Origin of the sequence: Acidovorax sp. GW101-3H11, assembly GCF_001633105.1 — a bacterium.
In the GTDB taxonomy this organism is placed as follows: domain Bacteria; phylum Pseudomonadota; class Gammaproteobacteria; order Burkholderiales; family Burkholderiaceae_C; genus Acidovorax.
In genome coordinates this window covers 14,925-36,857 of the sequence record NZ_LUKZ01000027.1, presented here as the reverse complement: position 1 = coordinate 36,857, position 21,933 = coordinate 14,925, and the positions used below count along the sequence as shown (strand labels likewise).

Sequence of the window (21,933 nt, the reverse complement as noted above, 5' to 3'; positions counted from 1 at the left end):
CCGCACGGCGGAGGATCACTCCGGCTGCAGCCCGATCTTGCGCACCACCGCGCCCCAGTGGTGGACCTCGTCGCGCATGAAGGCACGCAACTCGTCGCGCGTCGAGCCCTTGAGGTCAATGCCCAGCGTGGTGAGCCGCTCGCGCGTGGCGGGGTGCTCCAGCGCGGCGATCGCTTCCTTGCGCAGCCGCTCGATCACGTCGATGGGCGTGGTGGCGGGCGCGACCAGGGCCCACCACTGGTTGAACTGCATGCCCGCCAGGCCGGCCTCGCGCGCGGTGGGCACCTGTGGCATGGCCGGCAGGCGCGCGGGGCCCGTGGTCATGAGCACCGAGATCTTGCCCGCTGCCAGAAGCGCGCTGCCGCTGGCCAGCGTGGCAAAGTGGCCGCCCACCTGCTCTGCCGCCACGTCCGTGAGCGCTGGGGCCGAACCACGGTAGGGAATGGGGTTGATCTTGACCCCGCTGGCGCCCGCCAGCAGCTCGGAGGACAGGTGGCTGATGGAGCCGTTGCCACTGTGGGCCAGCGTGATGGGGACCGCGCTGGCGCGCGCGTCCTTCAAGAACCCCTTGATGTCGCCCGTCTTGTACTTGCTGCCGTTGACGAACAGCAGCAACGGCGAGGTTCCGACCAGCGAGATGGGCGTGAAATCCTTGAGCAGGTCATATGGCAGCTTGGCCGTGACGGCGGGGGCAATGGCATGGGGCAGTTCGACCAGGGCGATGGTGTACCCGTCGGGCGCGGCCTTGGCGGCCGCTTCGGTGCCAATGCGCCCGGACGCGCCGGAGCGGTTGTCCACCACCACGCTCTGCCCCAGCGATTCGCCCATGCGCTGGGCCATGGCACGGGCGATGGCATCGGTGCTGCCCCCCGGCGCCCAGGGCACGATCAGCCGCACCGGCTTGTCGGGGTAGGCAGCCAGGGCACTGGTGCCCACAAGGCAGGTGCACGCGACTAACAGCGCACGGCGAAGCAGATTGGTCATGGCGGGAGTCCTTGGTAAAGGCGAACAGGGTTGGTGGAGAAATGCGTGTCGCCGCAGGGCTCAGGCGTCGCGGTCGCCCTTGGCGGTGAGCAGCAGCAACACATGGTCTTGCGGGGCAATGTGGCCGTGCTGGCACAACTGCGCGGCGGCACCCACACAGGCGCCTGCACACAGCTCCACCCACAGGCCCTGGGCGCCCAGTTCGGCCACGCCCCGCGCCGCATCGGCATCGCCCACCACCACAGCGCCGCCGCCCGACCGCTGCACCGCGATCTGCTGTTGCAAGGTGACGGTGCTGCCCGCAATCGAGAACTGTGCGGTGCTGCCGCCAAAATCCGCCTGGGCCGGAGCCCCGGCCAGCACCTGGCTCAGCCGCGCAAAGGGTTCCACGGCCCACAGGCGGGGCATGCGGGCGATGAGGCCTGCGGCCAGCAGGTCGCGCAGCGCGCTGTACATGCCCCACAGCAGGTCCCCGCGCGCCGTGGGCACGATCACGTGGTCGGGCACGCAGCCCTCGGCCACACATTCCAGCGCCACCGCGCGGTACCCTTCCACCCCAAAAGCCGGGCTGCCCACGGCTGGCACACTGAAGTTGGTGAGCGCAAAAGCGCCCTCCTCCTCTACCTGCCTGCGCACATGGGCCCAGCGGTCCGGGCCCTGGTCAAACGCCACACGGCGGGCGCCCAGCCGGTCCAGCGCGCGGGCAAAAGGCGCGGGCATGTCGCGGTAGGTGGCAACCTCACAAGGCAAGCCCGCTGCAGCGCAGTAGGCAGCGGCAGACACCGCCGCGTTGCCGCTGGAGGCGAGCACCACCTTGTGGGCGTCCACCGCCAGGGCGCGCGCTACGGCCTGGGCCGACATGCGGTCCTTGTGCGAGCCTGTGGGGTTCAGGCCCTCGTGCTTGGCGCTGAGTTGCCGGATGCCCAGGCGCTGCGCCAGCCGTGGCAGCCCCAGGCAGGGTGTGTTCCCCTCGCCCAGCGACACCCCGTGGGTGTACGGCAGCCATTCCCCCCATCTATAACCAGAACTGCTTGCAGCGAGCCTGCGCGGCAACGCACTGTAGACCGCCTCCACGCTGGATGGCGTGCCCCGTGCTGCGCACGCGGGGCATCCGGCCGGCATGTCCTGCACAGGGTACTGCGCGCTACAGGCAATGCAGCGCAGGCCGCAGAGGCGCTCGTTCTGGGCCACTCTGCCCCCTGCGGACGGCTGCGTATGCCAAGTTTCCACACCGAAGGAATGATCGAGATTCATGCCTGCATCGTAGCCAGGCAAGGCGCGGCGCAGTACCATGCCGCAGCCATTTGAATTAAGTAAAATTTATATGAAAAGCCTGCCCGCGCACGATGCCAAAGCAGTGAGCACCCGCCAGATCGAGGTGTTCCGCACGGTGATGCAACTGGGCTCCGCCAACCGCGCAGCGGCCGCACTGCACGTGAGCCAGCCCGCCATCACGCAGCTGCTGCAGCAACTGGAAAGCCGCGCGCAACTCACGCTTTTCGACCGGCCCAAGGGGCGCCTGGTGCCCACCCCCGAGGCCCATGCGCTGATGGAAGAAATCGAGCGTGTGTACGAAGGGCTGGGCGCCGTGCAGCGCAAGATAGTGGCGCTGCAGTCGCACGAGGACACCGTGCTGCGCATCGGCAGCCTGCATGCGATGGCGGCAAGCATCATGCCGGGGGTTCTGGCCGAGTTCCAGCGGCACTATCCCCGCACGCGCTGCCTGCTGATGGTGGACAGCTCCAAGGTGCTGCGCGAAGCACTGTTCCAGGGTGCGGTGGACCTGGCCTTTCTCGGCGACGAGGCGGACACCAGCGGCCTGGTGTCCTCCACCTTCTACGAGTTGCCTGCTGTGTGCGCCCTGCCCGCCACCCACCCCCTGGCCCGCAAGGCGGTGCTGGACCTGGCGGACCTGCGCGATGCCCCGCTGATCGGCCTGTCGGCCACCGACCCCGCGCAGCGCAGGCTGGAACAGGCGTTCTCCGACGCCGGGATCACGCCACGTTTCGTGATCGAAACGCCCTACAGCGCCACGCAATGTGCCCTGGTGCTGGCGGGCGCCGGCCTGGCCATCACCAACCCGCTGGTGGCCGCAGAACACGCACCCCTGGGCCTGCGCAGCATTCCCATCACCACCGGGGGCGTCCACTTTCGGGCACTGCTGGCCTTCCAGCCGCGCCAGGCCCAGTCGCGCGCCGCACAGGAGTTCGTCAGCCTGTGCCGCAAGCGACTGCCCTAGTCGTTCCATCGCGCCGTCTTGAACGGCTCTCAGCCGCCCACCTCAGGTCACCAACATCTTCTCCAGCGGCCTGCGCGGCGTGGCGGGGGCCTCGGTCTGTGGGTAGCCGATGCGGCAGAACATCTGCACCGTGGCGTCGTGTGGCGTGCGTGGTGCGGGCTGGCCTAGCACCAGCTGGTGCGCGCGTTCGAAATGCGGCGCCATCTCTGCAAATTCCTGCACGGCCTGGCTCATGGGGTGCATGCCCACGCCCAGCGCGGTGGCCTGCAGCTGCAGGCGCACATAGGCACGCCCGGCCTGGATCTGGTCGCTGCGCGTGTTGGGGCCGGTGATCCACACAAAACCCATGGCCGTGCGGCTGTGGCCTTCGAAGCGGCCCATGGCGCTTTTGTAGGCGGCGCTGCCTTCGGCCGGGGGCTGGGTGCGGTCGAACATGCCCAAGGCGGTCACGGCACGCACAAAGGGGGTGTTGATGGAGATGCCGTCGCGGTGCCGCAGGATCTCCGCCGGGCCCACGCGGGTGAGGTGGATGCTTTCCATCATGGTGCGGGGCGTGAGCAGCTCGACCTGGGCGGACTCCCAGCACAGCGTGCGCAGTGCGGGCAGCTGGTCGTCGGCCACGGTGCCGCCGATGTGCAACCGGGGCTGCGGGATTGCGGGGGTGCTTGCCAGCAGGCAGGCCAGCTGTTCGGGCGCCACAGGGCGGGTGGTGTCGAAGTCGGCCTTGGGCGTGCGGCGCAGCAGTACCTGGGCAAACAGCGGGTCAGGCTGGCCGCCGGGCTGGAGGGTGATGCGCGCCACGGGGCGGTCGTCCCAGTCCTTCAGCGCCGGGGGCAGCTCACCCTGCGGCCACAGCTGCACCTGGCTGGCCACGCCCTGCTGGGCCAGCGCCATCACCAGCAGTTCCAGAAACGCGCCGTGGCCGATCAGGATCTGGCGGCCCAGCGGGTCGGTGTGGGGCAGCACGCGCTCACGGTCGGTGCGCAGGGTGATGACGCCTTCCTCGCGCAGGTCCACCAGCCAGGGCTGCAGGTTGTGCGGGTTGGGCGCGGTGATGGCATAGGCCACGGCGCGGCGCCGCACCTCGGTGTGGCCCACCGGGCCTTGCCAGGCCTCCACGGCTTCGGCGGGGTAGTGGGTGCCCACCGCGCCGCAGGCGGCCAGCGTGCCTACGGTAGCGGCGGCAATGGTGCCACCACCGGCCAGACGGATGAAGTTGCGTCGGTTCATGGATGTGCTCCGGGGATAGTTGGACGGGGTGGGTGAAGGGTTCAGGCGGCGGCCACTTGCGCAGGCGCAGCGCGCGCCCAGCCCAGGTCGGCCAGCGCCTGGCGCACGGCGGTGTCGAACGGGGTGTGCGGCTCGTCGCCAATCAGCGCGGTGAGGCGGGTGTTGTCCAGCCGGTGCGGGGTGCGCCACAGGTAGCGCATGGAGGCCACGGCCTGCAGCATGGGCACCAGCAGCCCCACCACCTGCAGCAGCGGCCAGGGCGTGGCGCCCACACGCAGCGCACCGGCAGGCGGCAGCCAGCCCTGCGTGGCCGCCACTGCCGCCAGGGCCTGCACCCATTGCTGGCCCGTGGCGTGGTGCCCGGCAAAGTGCAAGGTGTCGAACGCGGCCAGGTGCTGGCGCTGCTCGGCCACGCGCACAAAGGTGCGGGCCAGGTCGGGCAGATAGGCCCAGGGCGTGGCCACGTGGGCCGGGCCCGGCAGGGTGACGCGGCCCTGCGGCAGGCGCTTGGCGATGACCTGGTCGAGCAGGCCGCCCGCGCCGCTGCCAAAAAAGTCGCCTGCACGCAGCACCACGGCGCGCAGGCTACCGTCCTGCGTGGCGGCCTGCAGGCGCTGCTCCAGCTGCACACGCAGGCGGCCCTTGGTGCCGGTGGCGGCCTGGGGCGTGTCCTCGTGCAGCACGGCGGGCATCGCTTCGCCAAAGTTGTAGACGTTGCCGGGCAGCATCAGCGTGGCACCCAGCTGGCGCGCGACGGCAATGGCGGCCTCCATCAGCGCAGGCGCCTGGGTGCGCCAGGCCTGGTCGGTGTAGGGCGGGTTGAGGGCGTGCACCACCACCTGCGCCCCCTGGGCCTGGGCGGCCAGCGCGGCGGTCTCATGGACCGCCACCGGCATCCACCACACCCCGGGGATGGCGGGCAAGGCCATGCCCCCTGTGCCAGCGGCGCCGTGGGAAGCGGGCCGCACCTGCGCCAGCACCTGCCAGCCCGCCTGGGCAAATGCACGCGCAGCGGCCAGGCCCAGGCGGCCCCGTGCGCCCAGGATCAGCACGGTGCGGGGGCTGTGCGCTGCGGGTTGGGAGAGGGGGGAAGAGGTCATGGGGGCACTCCGTTCGGAAGGGATGGAGTGATTGTGGAAACGCGCGCACCGTTACACAATTGCCTAACCATTCATACCTGCAATGCAGATTTGAATACCTCAAACCCTGCTGCTGCGGGCACGCTATCGCCATGAAACCCACCTTTGACTGGAGCCTGGTGCAGTCCTTCCTGGCCGCGCTGGACCAGGGCAGCCTGCTGGGCGCGGCGCGCGTTCTGAACGCCAGCCAGCCCACCATTGGCCGCCACATTGCCGAGCTGGAATCGCAACTGGGAGCAGTGCTGTTCGAGCGCACGGGGCGCGGCCTGCTGCCCACCGCCACCGCGCTGCGGCTGGCCGAATCGGCCCGCGCCATGGAGGCCGGGGCGCACCAGCTGGCGCGCAGCGTGTCGGGCGCCGAGGCGGAGGTAAGCGGCACCGTGCGCATCACCGCCAGCCAGCCCGTGGCCTGCGTGCTGCTGCCCCCCGTGCTGGCCCGCATGCGCCAGGTGCTGCCCGAGGTGCAGGTGGAGCTGGTGGCCAGCAACCAGGTCACCAACCTGCTGCGGCGCGAGGCCGACATCGCCCTGCGCATGGTGCGCCCCGACCAGGCCAGCCTGGTGGCCAAGCGCATCGGCGCCGTGACGCTGGGCGCCTATGCCCACCGCGACTACCTGCGCCGCAAGGGCACGCCCCAGCAGCCGCCCGACCTGCTGCAACATGAGCTGGTGGGCAACGACCGGCACGAGGACATCGTGCAAGGCTTTGCCGCCATGGGCTACCCCGTGGAGCGCGAGCAGTTCGCGTTTCGCACCGACGACCTCATGGCCTACTGGGAGGCGGTGCGCGCAGGCTTGGGCATCGGGTTTGTGGGCCACTACATGGCCCGCACCGACACCAACGTGGTGGCCGTGCTGCCGCAGCTGCCACTGCCCGAGCTGCCCATCTGGCTCACGGTGCACCGCGAGATCCGCACCAGCCGCAGGATTCGTGCGGTGTATGACTTTCTGGCGGCGGAGGTGCCGGGGGCGTTGTGAACCCGAGCAGCAGACCGCCCGGCTGCTAGCATCCCAGTCCCTTCGTCCAACGCGCCCAAGGAGCCCCATGCGCCCGGTGAGCCCCCCCTTCCTCCCCCTCTTGCGCACCCCGCTTGCCCTGCTGCAGGCGCTGGTCATGGCGGGCCTTGCGGGCCTGGCCGCCCTGCCCGCCACCGTCCACGCCCAGGACAGCTCCCGCATCGCCCGCGTCACCGTCTACCCCGGCAGCGCCACGGTGGAGCGCGTGGCCAAGGTGGCTGCGGGTGCGCGCAGCCTGCGGCTGGCCTGCCTGCCTGCGTCGCTCGATGTGCAAAGCCTGCAGATTAATGCCGACCCCGCTGTGCGCGTGGGCGAGTTCAACGTGCTCACCGAAGACCGCGATGTGGCGGCGGGCTGTGCCAGCCCGCTCGACGGCCGCATCCGCGAGCTGGAGGACCAGATTGCGGGGGTGAAGGCCGAGGCTTCGGCCCTGCAGCTGGTGGATGGTTACCTGCGCAGCGTGGCCCACGCAGGCACGGGCGAAGAAGCGGCGACGGCAGCAGGCGCCCGCGCCGCCAGCCCCACGCCCGCACAGATCACCGCCACCGCTGAGGTGCTGCGCAAGTCGGGCCAGGACAGCTTTGCGCGCGCGCACCAGCTCCAGCGCAAGCAGGAGGCGCTGGAGCTGGCCCTCAAGCCCCTGGTGGCCGAACGCGACCGCGTGGCCAGCCAGCGTGCGCGGGTGGTGTCCGTCACCATCAACCTGGCCGCCGAGCGCGAGGCCGAGCTGCGCCTGTCCTACCAGGTGCGCGGCCCCGGATGGCAGCCCAGCTACCGCGCCACGCTGGACGCGACCAAGGCCACAGTGCTGATCGAGCGGCAGGCGCTGGTGGCGCAGAACAGTGGCGAGGACTGGAGCGGCGTGCAGCTGACGCTCTCCACCGGCCAGCCGGGCCGCGCCACCCAGGGCCAGCTGCCGCGCCCCTGGTGGCTGAACGTGGCGCCGCCACCGCAAGGCGCTGGTACACAGATGGGCATGGTGGCGATGGCATCCGCGCCTGCTCCCGCCATGGCACCGCTGCCTCGGTCCCGCAATGCCGCCGAGGAGGCCATGCCCACGTTTGACGTGAGCGCCCTCGACAAAGGTTTTGCCACCGAGTTCGCCGTACCGCAGCGCATCACTGTGCCATCGAGTGGCCAGCGGGTGACGCTGGCGCTGGGCAACCACACGGCGCCCGCCACGCTGCTCACGCGCGCGGCACCGGCCGTGGAAGAAGCGGCCTATCTGGTCGCGCAGATTGCCCAGCCCCCTGGCGTGTGGCCTGCGGGCGCGGCTGGCCTGTACCGCGATGGCGCGTTTGTGGGCAATGGCCGCATCGACTTTGGTGCACCCAGCGCGGGCGCTCCGGCGGGCAGCACCAGCCTGTCGTTTGGCCGCGATGAGTTGGTCACGGTGCGGGCCGAACCCGAGCAGGACGTGACGGGCAGCAGCGGTTTTGTCGGCTCGCGCGTGGAGCGCAAGACACGCCGTGCCTACAGCGTGRAAAACCGCCACAAGACCGGTATCACGCTGCAGCTGCTGCACGCGGCGCCGGTGTCGCGCAACGAGAAGATCGAGGTGGAGTCGCGCTACCAGCCGCAGCCCACGGACCTGGCCTGGAACCGCTCTGCGGGCACCATTGCCTGGCAGCCGCCCCTGGCCGCAGGGGCCACGGCGCAGTTCAGTGCCGAGCACACCGTGCGCTACCCCAAGGACATCGAGCTGCTGGAAAGACGATGAAACACCCCCTGAAAGGATGAAACACCCCCTGAGGCGCTTTGCGCCTTCACCCCTCTCTCGCTGCGCGGGAGGGGGACGCACCCCGTGGCCTGGCAGAGCCAGTTCCACGGGTGCACTCGCCTTGTGTGCGCCAGTTGCATAGACTGCGGCGCAGTGACCACTGACATGACTCCACTTTCGCCTTCAGGCGCCCCATCCGCCCCCCGCCGCCCCACCGTGGCCTTCCTGCTGGGCCACCCGGCCCATTTCATCGCCCTGGGCTTTGGCGCCGGGCTGTCGCGCAAGGCGCCCGGCACCGTGGGCACGCTGTGGGCCTGGCTGGCCTACCTGGTGCTGCAGCAGTGGCTGTCGCCGCAGCACATGGGCTGGCTGATTGCCGCCAGCACCCTGGTGGGCTGGTGGGCCTGCACCACCACCGCGCGCCACATGGCGGTGGCCGACCCGGGCAGCATCGTATGGGACGAGGTGGTGGCCTTCTGGCTGGTGCTGTGGCTGGCCATGCCCATGGGCTTCTGGGGCCAACTCACGGCGTTTGCACTGTTCCGCTTCTTTGATGCCGCCAAGCCCGGCCCCGTGGGCTGGGCCGACAGCCTGTTCAAGGGCTTTGGCTGGCGCGGCGGCTGGGGTATCTTGTGGGACGACTTTGTGGCAGCCTTCTGCACCTTGCTGGTCATTGCACTGTGGAGGTTTTGATGACAACCGCACCGCTATCAAACAAAGAGCTGCTGGCGCTGGATACATCCGCGCTAGAGGCCAATTTGACCCAGATTTCTCTGGAGCTACTCAAACACAAGCACCTGCTGGCCACCGCTGAAAGCTGCACGGGCGGCATGATCGCGGCGGCCTGCACCGACCTTGCGGGCGCGAGCGACTGGTTTGAACGCGGCTTTGTCACCTACTCCAACGCCGCCAAGACCGAGATGCTGGGCGTGCCCGCCGCGCTCATCGAGCAGGAGGGCGCCGTGAGCGAGGCCGTGGCCCGCGCCATGGCCGACGGGGCACTGACCCACTCCCAGGCCCATGTCAGCCTGGCCGTGACCGGCGTGGCCGGCCCCACGGGCGGCAGCGACGCCAAGCCCGTGGGCACCGTGTGGTTTGCCTGGTGCGTGGGCGGCGAAACCCACAGCGAGGTGCAGCACTTCCCAGGCGACCGCGCCGCCATCCGTGCCGCCACACTGCGGTATGCGCTGCAGCGGCTGCTGGGCCACCTGCTCGCCTGAATCCCGTGCCCGGGCGGCCCGATAGCACCGCCCACCGCCCGCCGTCCCCCGCGCACGTCCATCCGCCTTCCGGCCTGCCCACACATCACCGCATGACCCCCTCCCCCTGGTTTGAAGGCTTCACCCCCCACCGCATAGCCACCACGGGGGCTGAGATTTTTGTGCGCACCGGCGGCACCGTGGGCGCACCGCCCCTGCTCCTGCTGCACGGCTTTCCACAAACCCACGCCCTCTGGCACCGCGTGGCGCAGCAGCTGGCACGCGACTACTTCCTGGTGCTGCCCGATCTGCGCGGCTACGGCGACTCATCGCACGCGCCCGGCCTGCCCGACCACAGCAACTACAGCAAACGCGCCCTGGCGCAGGACATGGCCGAGGTCATGACCGCGCTGGGCCACAACAGCTTCTACCTCTGCGGCCACGACCGGGGCGGCCGCGTGGCCCACCGCCTGGCGCTGGACCACGCCGCGCGCGTGAAGCGGCTGTGCGTGATCGACATCGCCCCCACGCTCGACATGTACGCGCGCACCGACATGGACTTTGCGCGCGCCTACTACCACTGGTTCCACCTGATCCAGCCCGCGCCGTTGCCCGAGACCATGATCGGCGGCAACGCCCGCGCCTACCTGCACGCCAAGCTGGGCGGCTGGGGCAGCGCAGGCCTGGCCCACATCGAGCCCCCGGCCCTGGCCGACTACGAGCGCTGCTTCTGCACCCCCGAGGCCATCCACACCGCCTGCGAGGACTACCGCGCCAGCGCAGGCATCGACCTGGACCACGACCGCGACAGCCGCGCGCGCGGCGACAAGATCGCCTGCGACACCCTGGTGATCTGGGGCGCGCACGGCGTGGTGCACCGGCTGTTTGACCCGCTGGTACTGTGGCAGGCGCAGTGCGCAGGCGTGGTGAGCGGGCAGGCGGTGTCAGCGGGGCATTTCATCCCGGAGCAGTTACCTGGCGAGACGGCCGACGCGCTGCGCGGCTTTATGCGCGAAGGGCAACCAGCACCGCGCTGAGACCGAGTGTGCGAGGGCATGCCCGGCATACCGGCGCAGCGCCGCCCTTCAAACAACGCGGCGGGATCTCGCCTGCGCAGCCACGGCCACCCCTAGAGCCTCATGGCCGGGCTGGTCACCCAAGATCACCAATTTCGGAGCTTGCCCATCAGGACCAAACGGCGTGCCCACCACAACGTGTCCATCCCGCCTGAAGACAACCGCAATATCAGCGGAGCAAAAAGCAGACGGCACCGAATCACCACTCAGCCCTTGCCAGCCCAGCTGCTGGGGATGCTTCACTTTCAAAGCCTCCAGCACATGGAGGCCCAAGGTTTTCATATCGGTGCCGCCCCTCAGCGGAAGCATCGTCTTGTCGCACCGCCGCCAGATCAGCCAGGACTGATCGGACTCCTCCAGATAGACATCAACAACATATTGGGGATTCATGTGTGAAGAGCGCTAAGGCAGATGGTTGCAGCGGCCATTGTCGCCACCTCGCGCGCATCCAGAGCGGGTGGTATGGAGTGCGATGCCGATGTGACACCGATTGCACCCCCTGCCCCACCACCCCGGTGTAGCATGGGCGCCCCGAGGAGGAGACCCCATGCACCCCAACGCCCAGACCCTGCAGCGCTTCTACACCGCGTTCGCCCAGCTTGACCACGCCACCATGGCGGCCTGCTACGCACCCCATGCCACGTTTGACGACGAGGCGTTTTCGCTCAAGGGCCGGGATGAAGTGGCGGGCATGTGGCGCATGCTGTGTACCGCAACGAAAAAGCCCGGCGCCGCCGAGCACTGGAAGCTGGAGTTCAGCGGCATCGACGCCGATGCCAACGGCGGCAAGGCGCACTGGGAGGCGCACTACCGCTTCAGCGCCACCGGGCGCCAGGTGCACAACATCATCGACGGCACCTTCACCTTCACGCCCGACGGGCTGATCGCCACGCACCGCGACCGTTTCAACTTCTGGAGCTGGTCCCGCCAGGCGCTGGGCCTGCCGGGTGTGTTGCTGGGCTGGTCGCCCTCACTCAAGCGCAAGGTGCGCAGCACGGCGGCGGGCAATCTGAAGAAGTTTCTGGCGCAAGGCGGCTGAGGCGCCAGAGGGCTTGCGCCCCGGCCCGCCGACATGGGCGCTCGGCCCTGCCTGTTGCTGCAGGGCCAAAATATGAGCAAAAACAGGCCCTGCCGCGCGCCCAACAAGCGAATATAGCTATTTAATTTATAGCAAACCGCCTCAAAGGGCTCACGCCCCGTGGCACTTCTTGTACTTCTTGCCGCTGCCGCAGTGGCAAGGGTCGTTGCGGCCGGGCTCGGGCGCCTTGCGCACCGTCTCCACGCGCGGGCCCATGCTTTTCCACAGCTGGCGCAGGTCGTACACGGCCCAGATGGCTTCGCCGAAGGCTTCCACGCGCGCCTGGCTGGTGCTGGGGGCACCGTCTTCGTCGTACATGCAGACTTCGGGCTTGCCGGTGTCGTCTTCGGTCAGGGCCACGATGCGGTCCAGCGCATCATCCAGCCACTTGGCGGCTTCCTTGTCGCGGGGGGCGGCCCAGTCTTCGGGCCAGTTTTCCACCGCAAACATGAAGCCCAGTGCCCAGACCTGGCCAAAGGATGGAATCTCCTGGTCGTCGCCCATCTCGGCGCGCTGTTCGTCGGTCAGGCTGGCCACGGCGCCGCGCATGTCCATGGCTTCGGGCTGGAAGGTGCGGTCGTCGTCCAGCGTCTTCACGTCGGTGTCGAGCTGGGCCACGATCTCGTTCCAGCGGCGCATCCACAGGTCCATAAAGCGGGCTTGCTGGGCGGCGTCGGCAAACGCGGGCAGCAGGGGCAGGGGGTCGCCTTCGGCCACATCCAGCTCGGCGCCGTCGCCCAGCAGCATGGGCAGGTACTCGGCCGGGCCGATGGGGCGGCGGCTGCAGATCAGCGCGGTCATGAAGCCGTCGCAGAACTCCCACTGCGGGATTTCCTCGCCGCGCGCGCGCAGGTCGTCGAGGATGTTGTCCATCTCTTCCAGCTCATCCGGGCCCAGCGCAGCGGCCGGGGCGGTGGTGGGGTCGAGATCGTCGGTGGCGGGGGTGGGCGATGTGGGTTCGGTCATGGGAGGGCTCCGGTCGTCAAGGGAGAAAGCGGGGGCGGCAAAACAATGTTTTACTTTTATGATGCGCAGGCCTTGTGCCGTGGCGCGGGCCACGGCGGCCAGGGGTGGTGCCAGGGCAGAAAAAAGCGCCGTGCGCCATCCGGCAACCCCACAAAAAGGCGGCCAGTGTAGCCCTTTGCCCCCGGCAAACCCCCGCTCGCGCCGCCGACCCCAACCAGGACGCCCCATGATCCACCAGCTCAACTCCCTCTACCCGGTGCGCTACACGGCCTTTGCGCTGTGCGTGTTCGGGCTGCTGCTGTCGCTGTTTGCGCTGGTGGCCTTTGGCGTGGGCCTGCCCGTGGTGCTGGTGTTTGCGGCGCTGGTGGCCCTGGGTGTGTACGACCTGCAGCAGTCGCGCCACGCCATCCTGCGCAATTACCCGGTCATCGGCCACATCCGCTTCATGCTCGAATATGTGCGGCCCGAGGTGCGCCAGTATTTCATCGAGAGCGACAGCGAGGCCGCGCCGTTTTCGCGCGCGCAGCGCTCGCTGGTCTACCAGCGCGCCAAGGGCGACCCGGACAACCGCCCCTTCGGAACGCACCTGGACGTGGGCGCGCATGGCTACGAATGGGTGAACCACTCGCTCGCGCCCACACAGCTGCCGTCGCACAACTTCCGCGTGTGGATTGGTGGCAGCCCCGATGCGCCGTCACCGTCCGTGTCGCCCTGCACCCAGCCTTACCACGCGAGCGTGTTCAACATCTCGGCCATGAGCTTTGGTGCGCTGTCGGCCAATGCCATCCTGGCGCTCAACCAGGGTGCCCAAAAAGGCGGCTTTGCACACGACACGGGCGAGGGCAGCATCAGCCAGCACCACCGGGTGCATGGCGGCGACTTGATCTGGGAGATCGGATCGGGCTACTTTGGCTGCCGCAACCCCGATGGCACGTTCAGCGAAGAGCGTTTTGCGGCCAACGCCACCGACCCGCAGGTCAAGATGATCGAGCTGAAGCTGAGCCAGGGCGCCAAGCCCGGCCATGGCGGCGTGTTGCCCGGCGCCAAGGTGACGGCCGAGATCGCGGCCGCGCGGGGTGTGAAGGAGGGCGAGGCCTGCATCTCGCCCGCCAGCCACAGCGCGTTTCGCACGCCGGTGGAGATGATGCAGTTCATCGCCAAGCTGCGCACCCTGTCGGGCGGCAAACCCACGGGCTTCAAGTTCTGCCTGGGCCACCCGTGGGAATGGTTCGCCATCGTCAAGGCCATGCTGGTCACGGGCATCACGCCCGACTTCATCGTGGTCGATGGCGCCGAAGGCGGCACGGGCGCTGCGCCCGTGGAGTTCAGCGACCATGTGGGCGCGCCGCTGCAAGAGGGCCTGCTCTTGGTGCACAACACCCTGGTGGGCGTGAATTTGCGCGACCGCGTGCGCATCGGCTGCGCGGGCAAGGTCATCAGCGCCTTCGACATCGCGCGCATGATGGCGCTGGGCGCCGACTGGTGCAACGCGGGGCGCGGCTTCATGATGGCGCTGGGCTGCATCCAGGCGCAGAGCTGCCACACCGGCCACTGCCCCACGGGCGTGACCACGCAAGACCCGCTGCGCCAGCAGGCCCTGGTGGTGCCCGACAAGGCCACGCGCGTGGCGCAGTTCCACCGCAGCACCCTGCACGCGCTGCAGGAGCTGGTGCAGGCCGCCGGGCTGCACCACCCCAAGGAGATCACGGCCCACCACATCGTGCGCCGCATCACCGACACCGAGGTGCGCCTGTTGTCCAACCTCATCACCCGCATGTTGCCCGGCGCGCTGCTGGGCCCGCTCGATGCGCAGCACAACGTGTTCCGCCTGTACTGGCCCCTGGCCAATGCCCACAGTTTTCAGGCCAGCGAGCCTGCGCTGGAACCCTCCATCCCCCACCATGTCGAGCTGGTGCACGCCGCAGCCGTGGGCACTGCAGCGGCCGTGGCGGGAGACGCCGCTGTATGAATTGGACGATGGACGCATCCGCCCCCACCCACACCGCCGCCCCGGACTACGCCGCGTTTTTGCAGCAGCAACTGGCCACCCAGCCCCACAACGTGATGGCCCATGTGCTGGGCGATGAACAGATCTGGATCAAGCGCGCAGGCACGCCCCACGGTACGGGCCGCTACCGCGCCATGGCCGTGCTGGCCGCGCTGCTGCGGCTGGATGCCCTGCGCCCCGTGCCCAACCCCGGCGGCCCCACGGCCATTGCCACCGAAGTGCAACGCCTGCGCGACCTGGCTGCACGCGGCATCCGCGTGCCCGTGGTGCTGGCCGCGCTGCCGCATGGCTTTGCCATGCGCCACCTGGGCAACGTGGGCGAAGAAACCCATTCGCTGGGCAACGAGATCGACCACGCCGTGCAAGCGGGCGACACCGCTACCGTGCTGGCGCTGTGGCAGCAGGGGCTGGACACCCTGGCCCAGGTGCACAGCCAGGGCACCTGCCTGAGCCAGGCCTTCGCGCGCAACCTGGTGCGCTGCCCCGATGGCGAAGTGGCCTGCATCGACTTTGAAGACGACCCCGCCGCCGTGCTGCCGCTGGCGTTGTGCCATGTGCGCGATGCGCTGTGTTATGCGCACTCCACTGCTATTTACCTGCATGCCAGCGGCACGCTGGGTGAGGGGCGGGAGCGGTGGACGGCATGGGTGGCGCGGGGGAGCGCGGAGATGCGGGCAGTGCTGGGGACCAGCGTTCGCAGGATGGGATGGATGCGGCACCTGCCCACCAATCGCAAACTGGGGCGGGACCTGCAGCGGGTGCGGGCGGCGTATGACTTGCTGGCCGGAGGTCGGGTCAGCCAGTAGCCCGTAGGTCGGGTTAGCCGCAGGCGTAACCCGACAGGCGATGCCCCAACAAAAGGACGTCGGGTTACGCTGCGCTAACCCGACCTACGCGAGCCACAGCCAGGCAGCAATCCCCAAGCAGCCCACCGAGAGCACCACAAAGACCCAGTAGAGGCCGGGAACTCCTCCAACGGCAGTGATTTCGTTCGACTGCGCACCTTCCTGCTCGGCGCGCGACAAAGGATCGACACCCACCGCCCGACCGGAAGAAGGCGGCACTGCCCAGACCTTGTGGCCTGATGTTCGGTTGAACTGATGCGCATCGAAAGCGAGGTACGCGAAGAAGCCTGAGAGGACAAGAAAACCCAACGGTCCCATACCGATCCTTGCAGCAGAAACTGATCAATGCGTGATCAGGCCACCGCAGCGGCGGGCGCCGCTTCCAGCACCACCTCCGTCGCCACATCCGCCCCCAGGCTCACCAACCGCTTGCGCATGCAGATCACCGCCTTGTCCTTGCTCAGCAAGATCGCCCGGTGCGCCGCTGCCAGGTCGATGAACTTCTGGTCGTCCGCGTCCTTGCACACATAGGCCACCTTGGGTGCGATGTCCACCAGACGTGCCTGCGCATCGAACGCGGCCAGCACCTGCTCGGCACCCACGCGGTAGTAGTCCATGCGCTCTGCGATGTGCGGGTAGGCCAGCACACGCTCCAGCTCATCGCGCATGACTTGTGTGGCAATCCAGGACAGACGCCTCTGGGCCAGCAGCGTGCGCAGAGGTGCGGTGCGCGGGTCGCTGAAGATCAGCAGGTCCAGCGCCACATTCGTGTCCACCACCACGGGGCGCGCGAGATTGTCCGCCTGTGCCTCGGCGGGCAGTCGCAGTTCAACCTTCATGGCGCGGGCCGCCGTCGGGGGCGGCCTTGGCAGCCCGGTCGCGCACGGCGCCCTTGATCATGTCGAAGCGGAACATGCGGCATTCGATGGGGCCGTTCCACATGGGTACGCGGCGCGATTCCTTCAGGCGCATCTTGCCGGGCAGCTTGAGGTCGGGCGTGAGCATCCAGGCTGTCCAGCCGCTGTAGTTCTTCTTCCAGTGCGTGGCGAGCTGGCTGAAGAATTCGCCGCCGTCTTCGGTCTGCGCCTCTTCGCGCCCCACGGCCAGGCCCTGGGCGCGGTCGGCGGCGCGCTCGCTGGCGTTGCGGCCTGCAGTGCCTGCGGCGGCAATGCGCTCGCCGTAGGGCGGGTTGAGCAGCATCACGCCGGACTGGTCGCAGGGCGGCATGCGCTGCAGGGCGTCGCCGCCGCGCAGCTGTACGGCCTCGGCCACGCCTGCGCGCTCGGCATTGCGCTGCGCAAAATCGACCATGCGGAAGGCCACATCACTGCCAAAAATGGGCACTGCGCTGGTCTGTATTGCGTTTTCAGCTTCGCTTTTGATAGCAGTCCAGACATGCGCCTGGAACGGCAGCAGTTTCTCGAACGCAAAGCGCCGCAACATGCCTGCCGGGATGCGGCAGGCGATCTGCGCTGCCTCGACCACGATGGTGCCGCTGCCGCAGCAGGGATCGTACAGGGGCTGGGGGTTGTCGCCGTGGGGGTCCCAGCCACTGGCGGCGATCATGGCGGCGGCCAGGGTCTCCTTGAGCGGCGCGTCGCCCTTGTCCTCGCGCCAGCCGCGCTTGAAGAGCGGCTCGCCCGAGGTGTCGATGTAGATCGTGGCTTCGTCGGTGGTCAGGTGCAGGTGAATGCGCACATCGGGCCACTGGGTGTTCACATCCGGCCGCACGCCGCTCTTGTGGCGGAAGCGGTCGGCCACCGCGTCTTTGACCTTGAGGCCCGCAAAGTTCAGGCTCTGCAGCGGGCTGTGCTGTGCCGTCACCTCGACCTTGAAGGTCTGGCGCGTGGTGAACCAGATCTCCCAGGCCACATCGCTGGCCATGTTGTAGAGGTCGTTTTCAGAGCGGTACGGGCGGTGCGCCAGCTGAACCAGCACGCGCTGGGCCAGGCGGCTGTGCAGGTTGAGCTGCATGGCCTGGCGCCACGAGGCGCGCAGCAGCACGCCGCCCCGCCCCACCAGCAGGTCTTGCCCCGTGAGGCCGGTGATGCCATGCACCTCGTCGGCCAGAAAGCCCTCGACGCCCGCGGCGCAAGGGAGAAAAAGTTGGAGTTGGTTCATGTCGATGGGGAGGATACGCGCTCGGGCACGGCGGGGGAACCAGGCGCCCCCGCACGGGCCAGCAGCAGCTGACGGATGGAGTCAGGGATGGGGGAGACCTTGCGGCTGGCCTTGCCGATGAAAACGATGCCGATCTTGCCGCGCGCCACCTCGCGGCCAGTGGCCTTCTCGGTCATGCAGAACACCAGGTCGAAGCCGTAGCGGTTGAAGTCCGCTGGCGCCATCTCCACCCGCATGGTTTCGCCGTGAAAACCTTCGGACTTGTACTGCGCCACGATGTCGCCCACCACGATGGACAGGCCGCCCACATCGGCCTCAGGGTAGCCCAGCGACTGGAAAAAGCGCACGCGCGCTTCAGACACCAGGCTCAGGAGCTGCGCATTGTCCAGATGCCCGCCCTGGTTCACGTGGCTGATGTAGATCTGCATTTCGGTGGCAAAGCCGAAGTGCGAGGGGAGGTCAAAAACAATGCGGGCCATAGTGGCAGAGAGGGTCGGGGAAAGAAGGCAACGAGCGGGAGTTGGTGTCAGGGTGGCACGCGGCGAGCACCGCTGGATGCCTGCAGGGCCACCGGAGGTGGGGCGGCACGCCCCGCCTGGGCGCCGTGGATCGTAGCGCCTAGGTGCGCAGCATGCGGCCACTGCAGGCACCATGCCTCTTGTCTCGTATGCTCTCGGGCAGCGGATTTTACCGGAGCCCCTAATGCGCCCTTTTTATCGGACCCTGCTGACCGTGCTCGCACTCACCGCCATGCCCTGGGGCGCAGGCGCCCAGACACTCTACAAATCGGTGGGTGCGGACGGCAAGGTTGTGTACAGCGACAAGCCCCCGGTGACAGGCGCCGTGGAAAAGACGATGAAGCTGGAGAACCTGCCGGTGAGCGTGGTGCCGGGCGCTTCGCCCGCGCCCGCCAAGCGTGCTTCTGCACCAGGCGACCCTGGAGGACCGCTTGTCATTGCAGCCCCGCCGAGTGGGGTTGTACTTTTTACGGCCAGTTGGTGTGGCTATTGCAAAGCCGCCAAGGCCTATCTGAGTCAAAAGAACATTGCATTCCGAGAACTGGACGTAGACACACCGATGGGCAAGACCGCCTTTGCCGACATCGGCGGAAGAAGTGTGCCTTTGCTGATAGCTCCCAGACAGCGGATTACGGGCTTCACCGCCCAAGCATACGATTCAGCCTTTGCAGCACGCCAACAATAGAAAACCCCTTCGCTTGGCGCCTCGAGCAGCCTCTGCGCGTCGCTTCTTCATAGCGCCTTGCGCAAATTCGCCGGCGCAATCTTGAGCGCTTCGCGGTACTTGGCCACCGTGCGGCGTGCGCATTCAATGCCCTGCTCCTTGAGCATCTCGGCGATCTGGCTGTCCGACAGCGGCTTGGTGGGGCTTTCGGCCGACACAAACTGCTTGATCAGTGCGCGCACGGCCGTGCTGGACGCATTGCCGCCGGTCTCGGTGCCCAGGCCCGAGCCAAAGAAGTACTTCAGCTCATAGGTGCCGATGGGCGTGGCCATGTACTTGGCGGTGGTCACGCGGCTGATGGTGGATTCGTGCAGACCCAGTTCGTCGGCGATGTCGCGCAGCACCAGCGGACGCATGGCCAGTTCGCCGTGGGTGAAGAAGTTCTTCTGGCGCTCGACGATGGCGCGCGAGACGCGCAGGATGGTGTCAAAACGCTGCTGGATGTTCTTGATGAACCAGCGTGCCTCCTGCAGGCGCTGTTGCATGCCCTGGTGGCCCTCGCCGCCCTTGTGGCCGCGCAGTGCACCGGCGTAGATGTCGTGCACGCGCAAGCGGGGCATCACATCGGGGTTGAGCTGCACGATAAAGTTGTGCTGTCCATCACGGCCGTTGGCACGCCCGGCTTTGCGCACGATGACGTCAGGCACGATGATGTTGCGCTCCACATCGACGAACTTGCGGCCGGGGCGTGGCTCCAGGCGGGCGATGAGTGCCATGGCCGCACGGGTGCGCTCTTCGCCGTCGCCGCAGACCTGGGTGAGTCGGCGCACGTCTCGGCGGGCCAGCATTTCCAGCGGCTGCTGGCAGATGGTGAGCGCTGTCTGCACAACGTCAGGGTCGGCCTCGTCATCGGCCTCCAGCGCCTTGAGCTGCAGCGTGAGGCATTCGGCCAGGTTGCGCGCGCCTACGCCTGTGGGCTCCAGGCTTTGCAGCAGGCGCTGCGCCACGGTAAAGCGATGCACCAGTTCCTCGATCTGCTCCAGGTCATCCGGGCCAGCCAGGGCAATGGCGAGTTCTTCGAGCGGCTCTTCGAGGTAGCCGTCGTCGTTGAGCGATTCGATGAGGAAACGCAGCGCGGCGCAATCCACTTCAGACAGGCGCAGCGACAAGGCCTGGCGGTGCAAAAAGGCAGTGAGCGATTCGTGCGAGCGGGCCAGTTCGGTGGCGTCGGCGTCATCGCCTTCCGCATCGTTGCGGGTACGGGCCGGGGCGTCGCCGCCCCACTCGGCGTCATTGGGCGCCATCTCTACCGTGCCGTCGCCGCTCCAGTCGGGCTCGTCGGCACCAGCGCCCGGCGCTTCGGACTCATTTTGGCCCTCTGCGCCCGCTAAACTTGCGCTTTGCGCTCCTGAAAATATAGCATCCTCAGCGCTGTAGTCATCGGCCTGGGGGGGCGTGTCAGCGGCCTCAAGGCCGAACTCCTCGCGCGGCGCCTCTTCGGCCGTGCGTTCAAGGAACGGGTTCTCGTCGAGCATCTGCTCGACTTCCTGCGAAAGTTCGAGCGTGGACAACTGCAGCAGCCGGATGGACTGCTGGAGCTGCGGAGTCAGTGCGAGATGCTGCGAGACGCGCAGCGACAGTCCAGGCTTCATCACATCCTGAAATGTTCGCCAAGGTACACCCGTCGCACCTCGGCGTTGTCTACGATCTCGGACGGCGTGCCCTGCGCCAGCACGCGACCGTCGCTGATGATGAAGGCGTGGTCGCAGATGCCCAGGGTCTCACGCACGTTGTGGTCGGTGATGAGCACACCGATGCCGCGCGCCTTGAGGAAGCCGATGATGCGCTGGATCTCGATCACCGCGATGGGGTCGATGCCCGCAAAGGGCTCGTCCAGCAGGATGAAGCGTGGCTGCGTGGCCAACGCACGTGCGATCTCGACGCGGCGGCGCTCACCGCCGGACAGTGCCATGGCAGGCGAGGCGCGCAGGTGCTGCACGCGCAGCTCCTCCAGCAGGGCCGTGAGGCGCTCTTCGATGGCGTCGCGTGAAAGCGGCTGACCGTCGTCGCCACGCTGCAGCTCCAGCACGGCGCGCACGTTTTCTTCGACCGTGAGTTTGCGGAAGATGGAGGCTTCCTGCGGCAGGTACGACAGCCCCAGGCGCGAGCGGCGGTGGATGGGCATGTGGGCCACCGAGTGGCCGTCGATGCGGATATCGCCCGCATCGCTGCGCACCAGGCCCACGATCATGTAGAACGAGGTGGTCTTGCCCGCGCCATTGGGGCCGAGTAGCCCCACGACCTCGCCTTTTTGCACGACCAGCGACACGTCCTTGACGACCTTGCGGCTGCCATACGACTTGGCCAGGTGCTGCACCTCCAGGCGGCTGCCGGCCTGGGTGTCAGGGCCGGGATGAACGGGCACCGCGCTCACTTGGAGCCGCCACCAAGGCTGTTGCTGGGGCGCAGCACAGGTGCCGCGCCGGGTGCGGCGGGTGCGGGCACCGCAGCGCCTGCGGGCGGGTCCTTGGGCGCCAGCACCGCGCGCACGCGGTTGCCGGGGGCCGGGGCATCGCCTGCCGCATTGGCGGCGGGGGCGCGCTGGCCGTCCACGGTGAACACGTCGGTGAGGTTGTTGTAGACGATCACGGCACCGGTGATCTCGTCGCTGAGCGCGGCCCCCCGGTAGCGGCGCAGCTCGGCGCGGGTGATGAATCGCACGTTGTCGGCCTTGCCGTCGTACTCGATGACTTCGCTTTCGCCTTCGATGTACTCGTCGGGGGCGCCGGGCAGGGTGTCGCGTTTCTGGCGGAAGAAGGCGCGTTTGCCCGCTTCGGCCGTGACCACACCAAACTGGTAGCCATCGGCATCCTGGCGCACATCCAGCCGCGCGCCGCGCAGCACGATGGTGCCTTTGGTCATGACCACGCGCCCCGAGAACACGCTGGTCTGCTTGAGTTCATCGTGGCGCAACGCGTCGGCCTCGATGTTCATGGGCTTGGCGCGGTCGGCTTTTTCAGCATGGGCCATGCCATGAAGGCAGGCCAGGGCCGCGAGCAGGAGGGTCGGAAGGAGGCGGTGGTTCATAGGGCACGAATCTTGCAGTTCATTGTAGCCATCCCCACGCGCC

23 protein-coding genes are annotated in these 21,933 nt (G+C 68.2%); 10 read left to right on the top strand and 13 right to left on the bottom strand.

Features of this window, described 5'->3' with window-relative positions; all coding sequences use genetic code 11:
• Positions 1 to 15: 15 nt before the first annotated feature.
• On the bottom strand, positions 16 to 984 hold the full coding sequence (locus tag A1D30_RS19185; RefSeq protein ID WP_063462334.1) for a tripartite tricarboxylate transporter substrate binding protein: 969 nt from the start codon (positions 982 to 984) through the stop codon (positions 16 to 18).
• A gap of 60 nt (positions 985 to 1,044) precedes the next feature.
• Positions 1,045 to 1,968 (bottom strand): pyridoxal-phosphate dependent enzyme, encoded by a 924-nt coding sequence (locus A1D30_RS19180; RefSeq protein ID WP_242421948.1) that lies wholly within the window; start codon positions 1,966 to 1,968, stop codon positions 1,045 to 1,047.
• 340 nt (positions 1,969 to 2,308) lie between these two features.
• Here A1D30_RS19180 and A1D30_RS19175 point away from each other — a divergent pair, with 340 nt between their 5' ends.
• Positions 2,309 to 3,223 (top strand): LysR family transcriptional regulator, encoded by a 915-nt coding sequence (locus A1D30_RS19175; RefSeq protein ID WP_063462333.1) that lies wholly within the window; start codon positions 2,309 to 2,311, stop codon positions 3,221 to 3,223.
• A gap of 42 nt (positions 3,224 to 3,265) precedes the next feature.
• Here A1D30_RS19175 and A1D30_RS19170 read toward each other — a convergent pair whose 3' ends face one another.
• Both A1D30_RS19170 and A1D30_RS19165 read right to left on the bottom strand, forming a co-directional pair.
• A complete protein-coding gene (locus A1D30_RS19170; protein ID WP_063462332.1) occupies positions 3,266 to 4,453 on the bottom strand; it encodes a hypothetical protein in 1,188 nt (395 codons plus the stop codon).
• Between the two features lie 41 nt (positions 4,454 to 4,494).
• Positions 4,495 to 5,553: an NAD-dependent epimerase/dehydratase family protein gene (locus A1D30_RS19165; RefSeq protein ID WP_063462331.1), complete on the bottom strand. Its 1,059-nt coding sequence runs from the start codon at positions 5,551 to 5,553 to the stop codon at positions 4,495 to 4,497.
• A 131-nt stretch (positions 5,554 to 5,684) separates the two neighbouring features.
• On the opposite strand from A1D30_RS19165, the gene A1D30_RS19160 reads away from it, so the two are divergent.
• The 5 genes from A1D30_RS19160 (at position 5,685) to A1D30_RS19140 (ending at position 10,564) form a co-directional block, all read left to right on the top strand.
• Positions 5,685 to 6,569, top strand: a complete 885-nt coding sequence (locus tag A1D30_RS19160) for a LysR family transcriptional regulator (protein ID WP_063462330.1) — start codon at positions 5,685 to 5,687, stop codon at positions 6,567 to 6,569.
• Positions 6,570 to 6,636: 67 nt separating this feature from the next.
• The gene (locus A1D30_RS19155) at positions 6,637 to 8,328 is read left to right on the top strand and encodes a DUF4139 domain-containing protein (protein ID WP_082836540.1); all 1,692 of its coding nucleotides are present in this window, start codon (positions 6,637 to 6,639) and stop codon (positions 8,326 to 8,328) included.
• 165 nt (positions 8,329 to 8,493) lie between these two features.
• Positions 8,494 to 9,021 carry a phosphatidylglycerophosphatase A gene (locus A1D30_RS19150; protein ID WP_063462329.1) on the top strand — a complete coding sequence of 176 codons (528 nt, stop codon included), beginning with the start codon at positions 8,494 to 8,496 and terminating at the stop codon, positions 9,019 to 9,021.
• Entirely contained in the window at positions 9,021 to 9,548 is a 528-nt protein-coding gene (locus tag A1D30_RS19145) for a CinA family protein (protein ID WP_063462328.1), read from the top strand. Before A1D30_RS19150 ends, A1D30_RS19145 begins: the two co-directional genes overlap by 1 nt.
• A gap of 92 nt (positions 9,549 to 9,640) precedes the next feature.
• A complete protein-coding gene (locus tag A1D30_RS19140; RefSeq protein ID WP_063462327.1) occupies positions 9,641 to 10,564 on the top strand; it encodes an alpha/beta hydrolase in 924 nt (307 codons plus the stop codon).
• 48 nt (positions 10,565 to 10,612) lie between these two features.
• Here A1D30_RS19140 and A1D30_RS19135 read toward each other — a convergent pair whose 3' ends face one another.
• Complete coding sequence (locus A1D30_RS19135) at positions 10,613 to 10,993, bottom strand: hypothetical protein (RefSeq protein ID WP_063462326.1); 381 nt, start codon at positions 10,991 to 10,993, stop codon at positions 10,613 to 10,615.
• Positions 10,994 to 11,150: 157 nt separating this feature from the next.
• On the opposite strand from A1D30_RS19135, the gene A1D30_RS19130 reads away from it, so the two are divergent.
• Positions 11,151 to 11,642, top strand: a complete 492-nt coding sequence (locus A1D30_RS19130) for a nuclear transport factor 2 family protein (protein WP_063462325.1) — start codon at positions 11,151 to 11,153, stop codon at positions 11,640 to 11,642.
• A gap of 150 nt (positions 11,643 to 11,792) precedes the next feature.
• Here A1D30_RS19130 and A1D30_RS19125 read toward each other — a convergent pair whose 3' ends face one another.
• Complete coding sequence (locus A1D30_RS19125; protein ID WP_063462324.1) at positions 11,793 to 12,647, bottom strand: YecA family protein; 855 nt, start codon at positions 12,645 to 12,647, stop codon at positions 11,793 to 11,795.
• Between the two features lie 226 nt (positions 12,648 to 12,873).
• Here A1D30_RS19125 and A1D30_RS19120 point away from each other — a divergent pair, with 226 nt between their 5' ends.
• Both A1D30_RS19120 and A1D30_RS19115 read left to right on the top strand, forming a co-directional pair.
• Entirely contained in the window at positions 12,874 to 14,616 is a 1,743-nt protein-coding gene (locus A1D30_RS19120; protein WP_063462323.1) for an FMN-binding glutamate synthase family protein, read from the top strand.
• 8 nt (positions 14,617 to 14,624) lie between these two features.
• A complete protein-coding gene (locus A1D30_RS19115; RefSeq protein WP_063462322.1) occupies positions 14,625 to 15,461 on the top strand; it encodes a hypothetical protein in 837 nt (278 codons plus the stop codon).
• Positions 15,462 to 15,545: 84 nt separating this feature from the next.
• Here A1D30_RS19115 and A1D30_RS19110 read toward each other — a convergent pair whose 3' ends face one another.
• Genes A1D30_RS19110 through A1D30_RS19095 form a run of 4 tightly spaced genes read right to left on the bottom strand, consistent with a single transcriptional unit; the run spans position 15,546 to position 18,100 of the window.
• Entirely contained in the window at positions 15,546 to 15,818 is a 273-nt protein-coding gene (locus A1D30_RS19110) for a hypothetical protein (protein WP_063462321.1), read from the bottom strand.
• A 35-nt stretch (positions 15,819 to 15,853) separates the two neighbouring features.
• On the bottom strand, positions 15,854 to 16,339 hold the full coding sequence (locus tag A1D30_RS19105) for a putative toxin-antitoxin system toxin component, PIN family (RefSeq protein ID WP_063462320.1): 486 nt from the start codon (positions 16,337 to 16,339) through the stop codon (positions 15,854 to 15,856).
• Positions 16,329 to 17,621 (bottom strand): THUMP domain-containing protein, encoded by a 1,293-nt coding sequence (locus A1D30_RS19100; protein WP_063462319.1) that lies wholly within the window; start codon positions 17,619 to 17,621, stop codon positions 16,329 to 16,331. The genes A1D30_RS19105 and A1D30_RS19100 overlap by 11 nt, the downstream gene beginning before the upstream one ends.
• Positions 17,618 to 18,100, bottom strand: coding sequence for a thioesterase family protein (locus A1D30_RS19095; protein WP_063462318.1), 483 nt, complete (start codon positions 18,098 to 18,100; stop codon positions 17,618 to 17,620). The genes A1D30_RS19100 and A1D30_RS19095 overlap by 4 nt, the downstream gene beginning before the upstream one ends.
• 223 nt (positions 18,101 to 18,323) lie before the next feature.
• Between A1D30_RS19095 and A1D30_RS19090 the strand changes: the two genes are divergently transcribed.
• Positions 18,324 to 18,824, top strand: a complete 501-nt coding sequence (locus tag A1D30_RS19090) for a glutaredoxin family protein (protein ID WP_063462317.1) — start codon at positions 18,324 to 18,326, stop codon at positions 18,822 to 18,824.
• A gap of 47 nt (positions 18,825 to 18,871) precedes the next feature.
• On the opposite strand, the gene A1D30_RS19085 is transcribed toward A1D30_RS19090, so the two are convergent.
• The 3 genes from A1D30_RS19085 to lptA are packed head-to-tail and all read right to left on the bottom strand — an operon-like array spanning position 18,872 to position 21,890.
• Positions 18,872 to 20,455, bottom strand: coding sequence for an RNA polymerase factor sigma-54 (locus tag A1D30_RS19085; RefSeq protein ID WP_063462316.1), 1,584 nt, complete (start codon positions 20,453 to 20,455; stop codon positions 18,872 to 18,874).
• Positions 20,455 to 21,237: an LPS export ABC transporter ATP-binding protein gene (gene lptB / locus A1D30_RS19080; RefSeq protein ID WP_063462315.1), complete on the bottom strand. Its 783-nt coding sequence runs from the start codon at positions 21,235 to 21,237 to the stop codon at positions 20,455 to 20,457. Before lptB ends, A1D30_RS19085 begins: the two co-directional genes overlap by 1 nt.
• Positions 21,234 to 21,890: a lipopolysaccharide transport periplasmic protein LptA gene (gene lptA, locus A1D30_RS19075; protein WP_063462314.1), complete on the bottom strand. Its 657-nt coding sequence runs from the start codon at positions 21,888 to 21,890 to the stop codon at positions 21,234 to 21,236. Before lptA ends, lptB begins: the two co-directional genes overlap by 4 nt.
• Between the last annotated feature and the right edge of the window lie 43 nt (positions 21,891 to 21,933).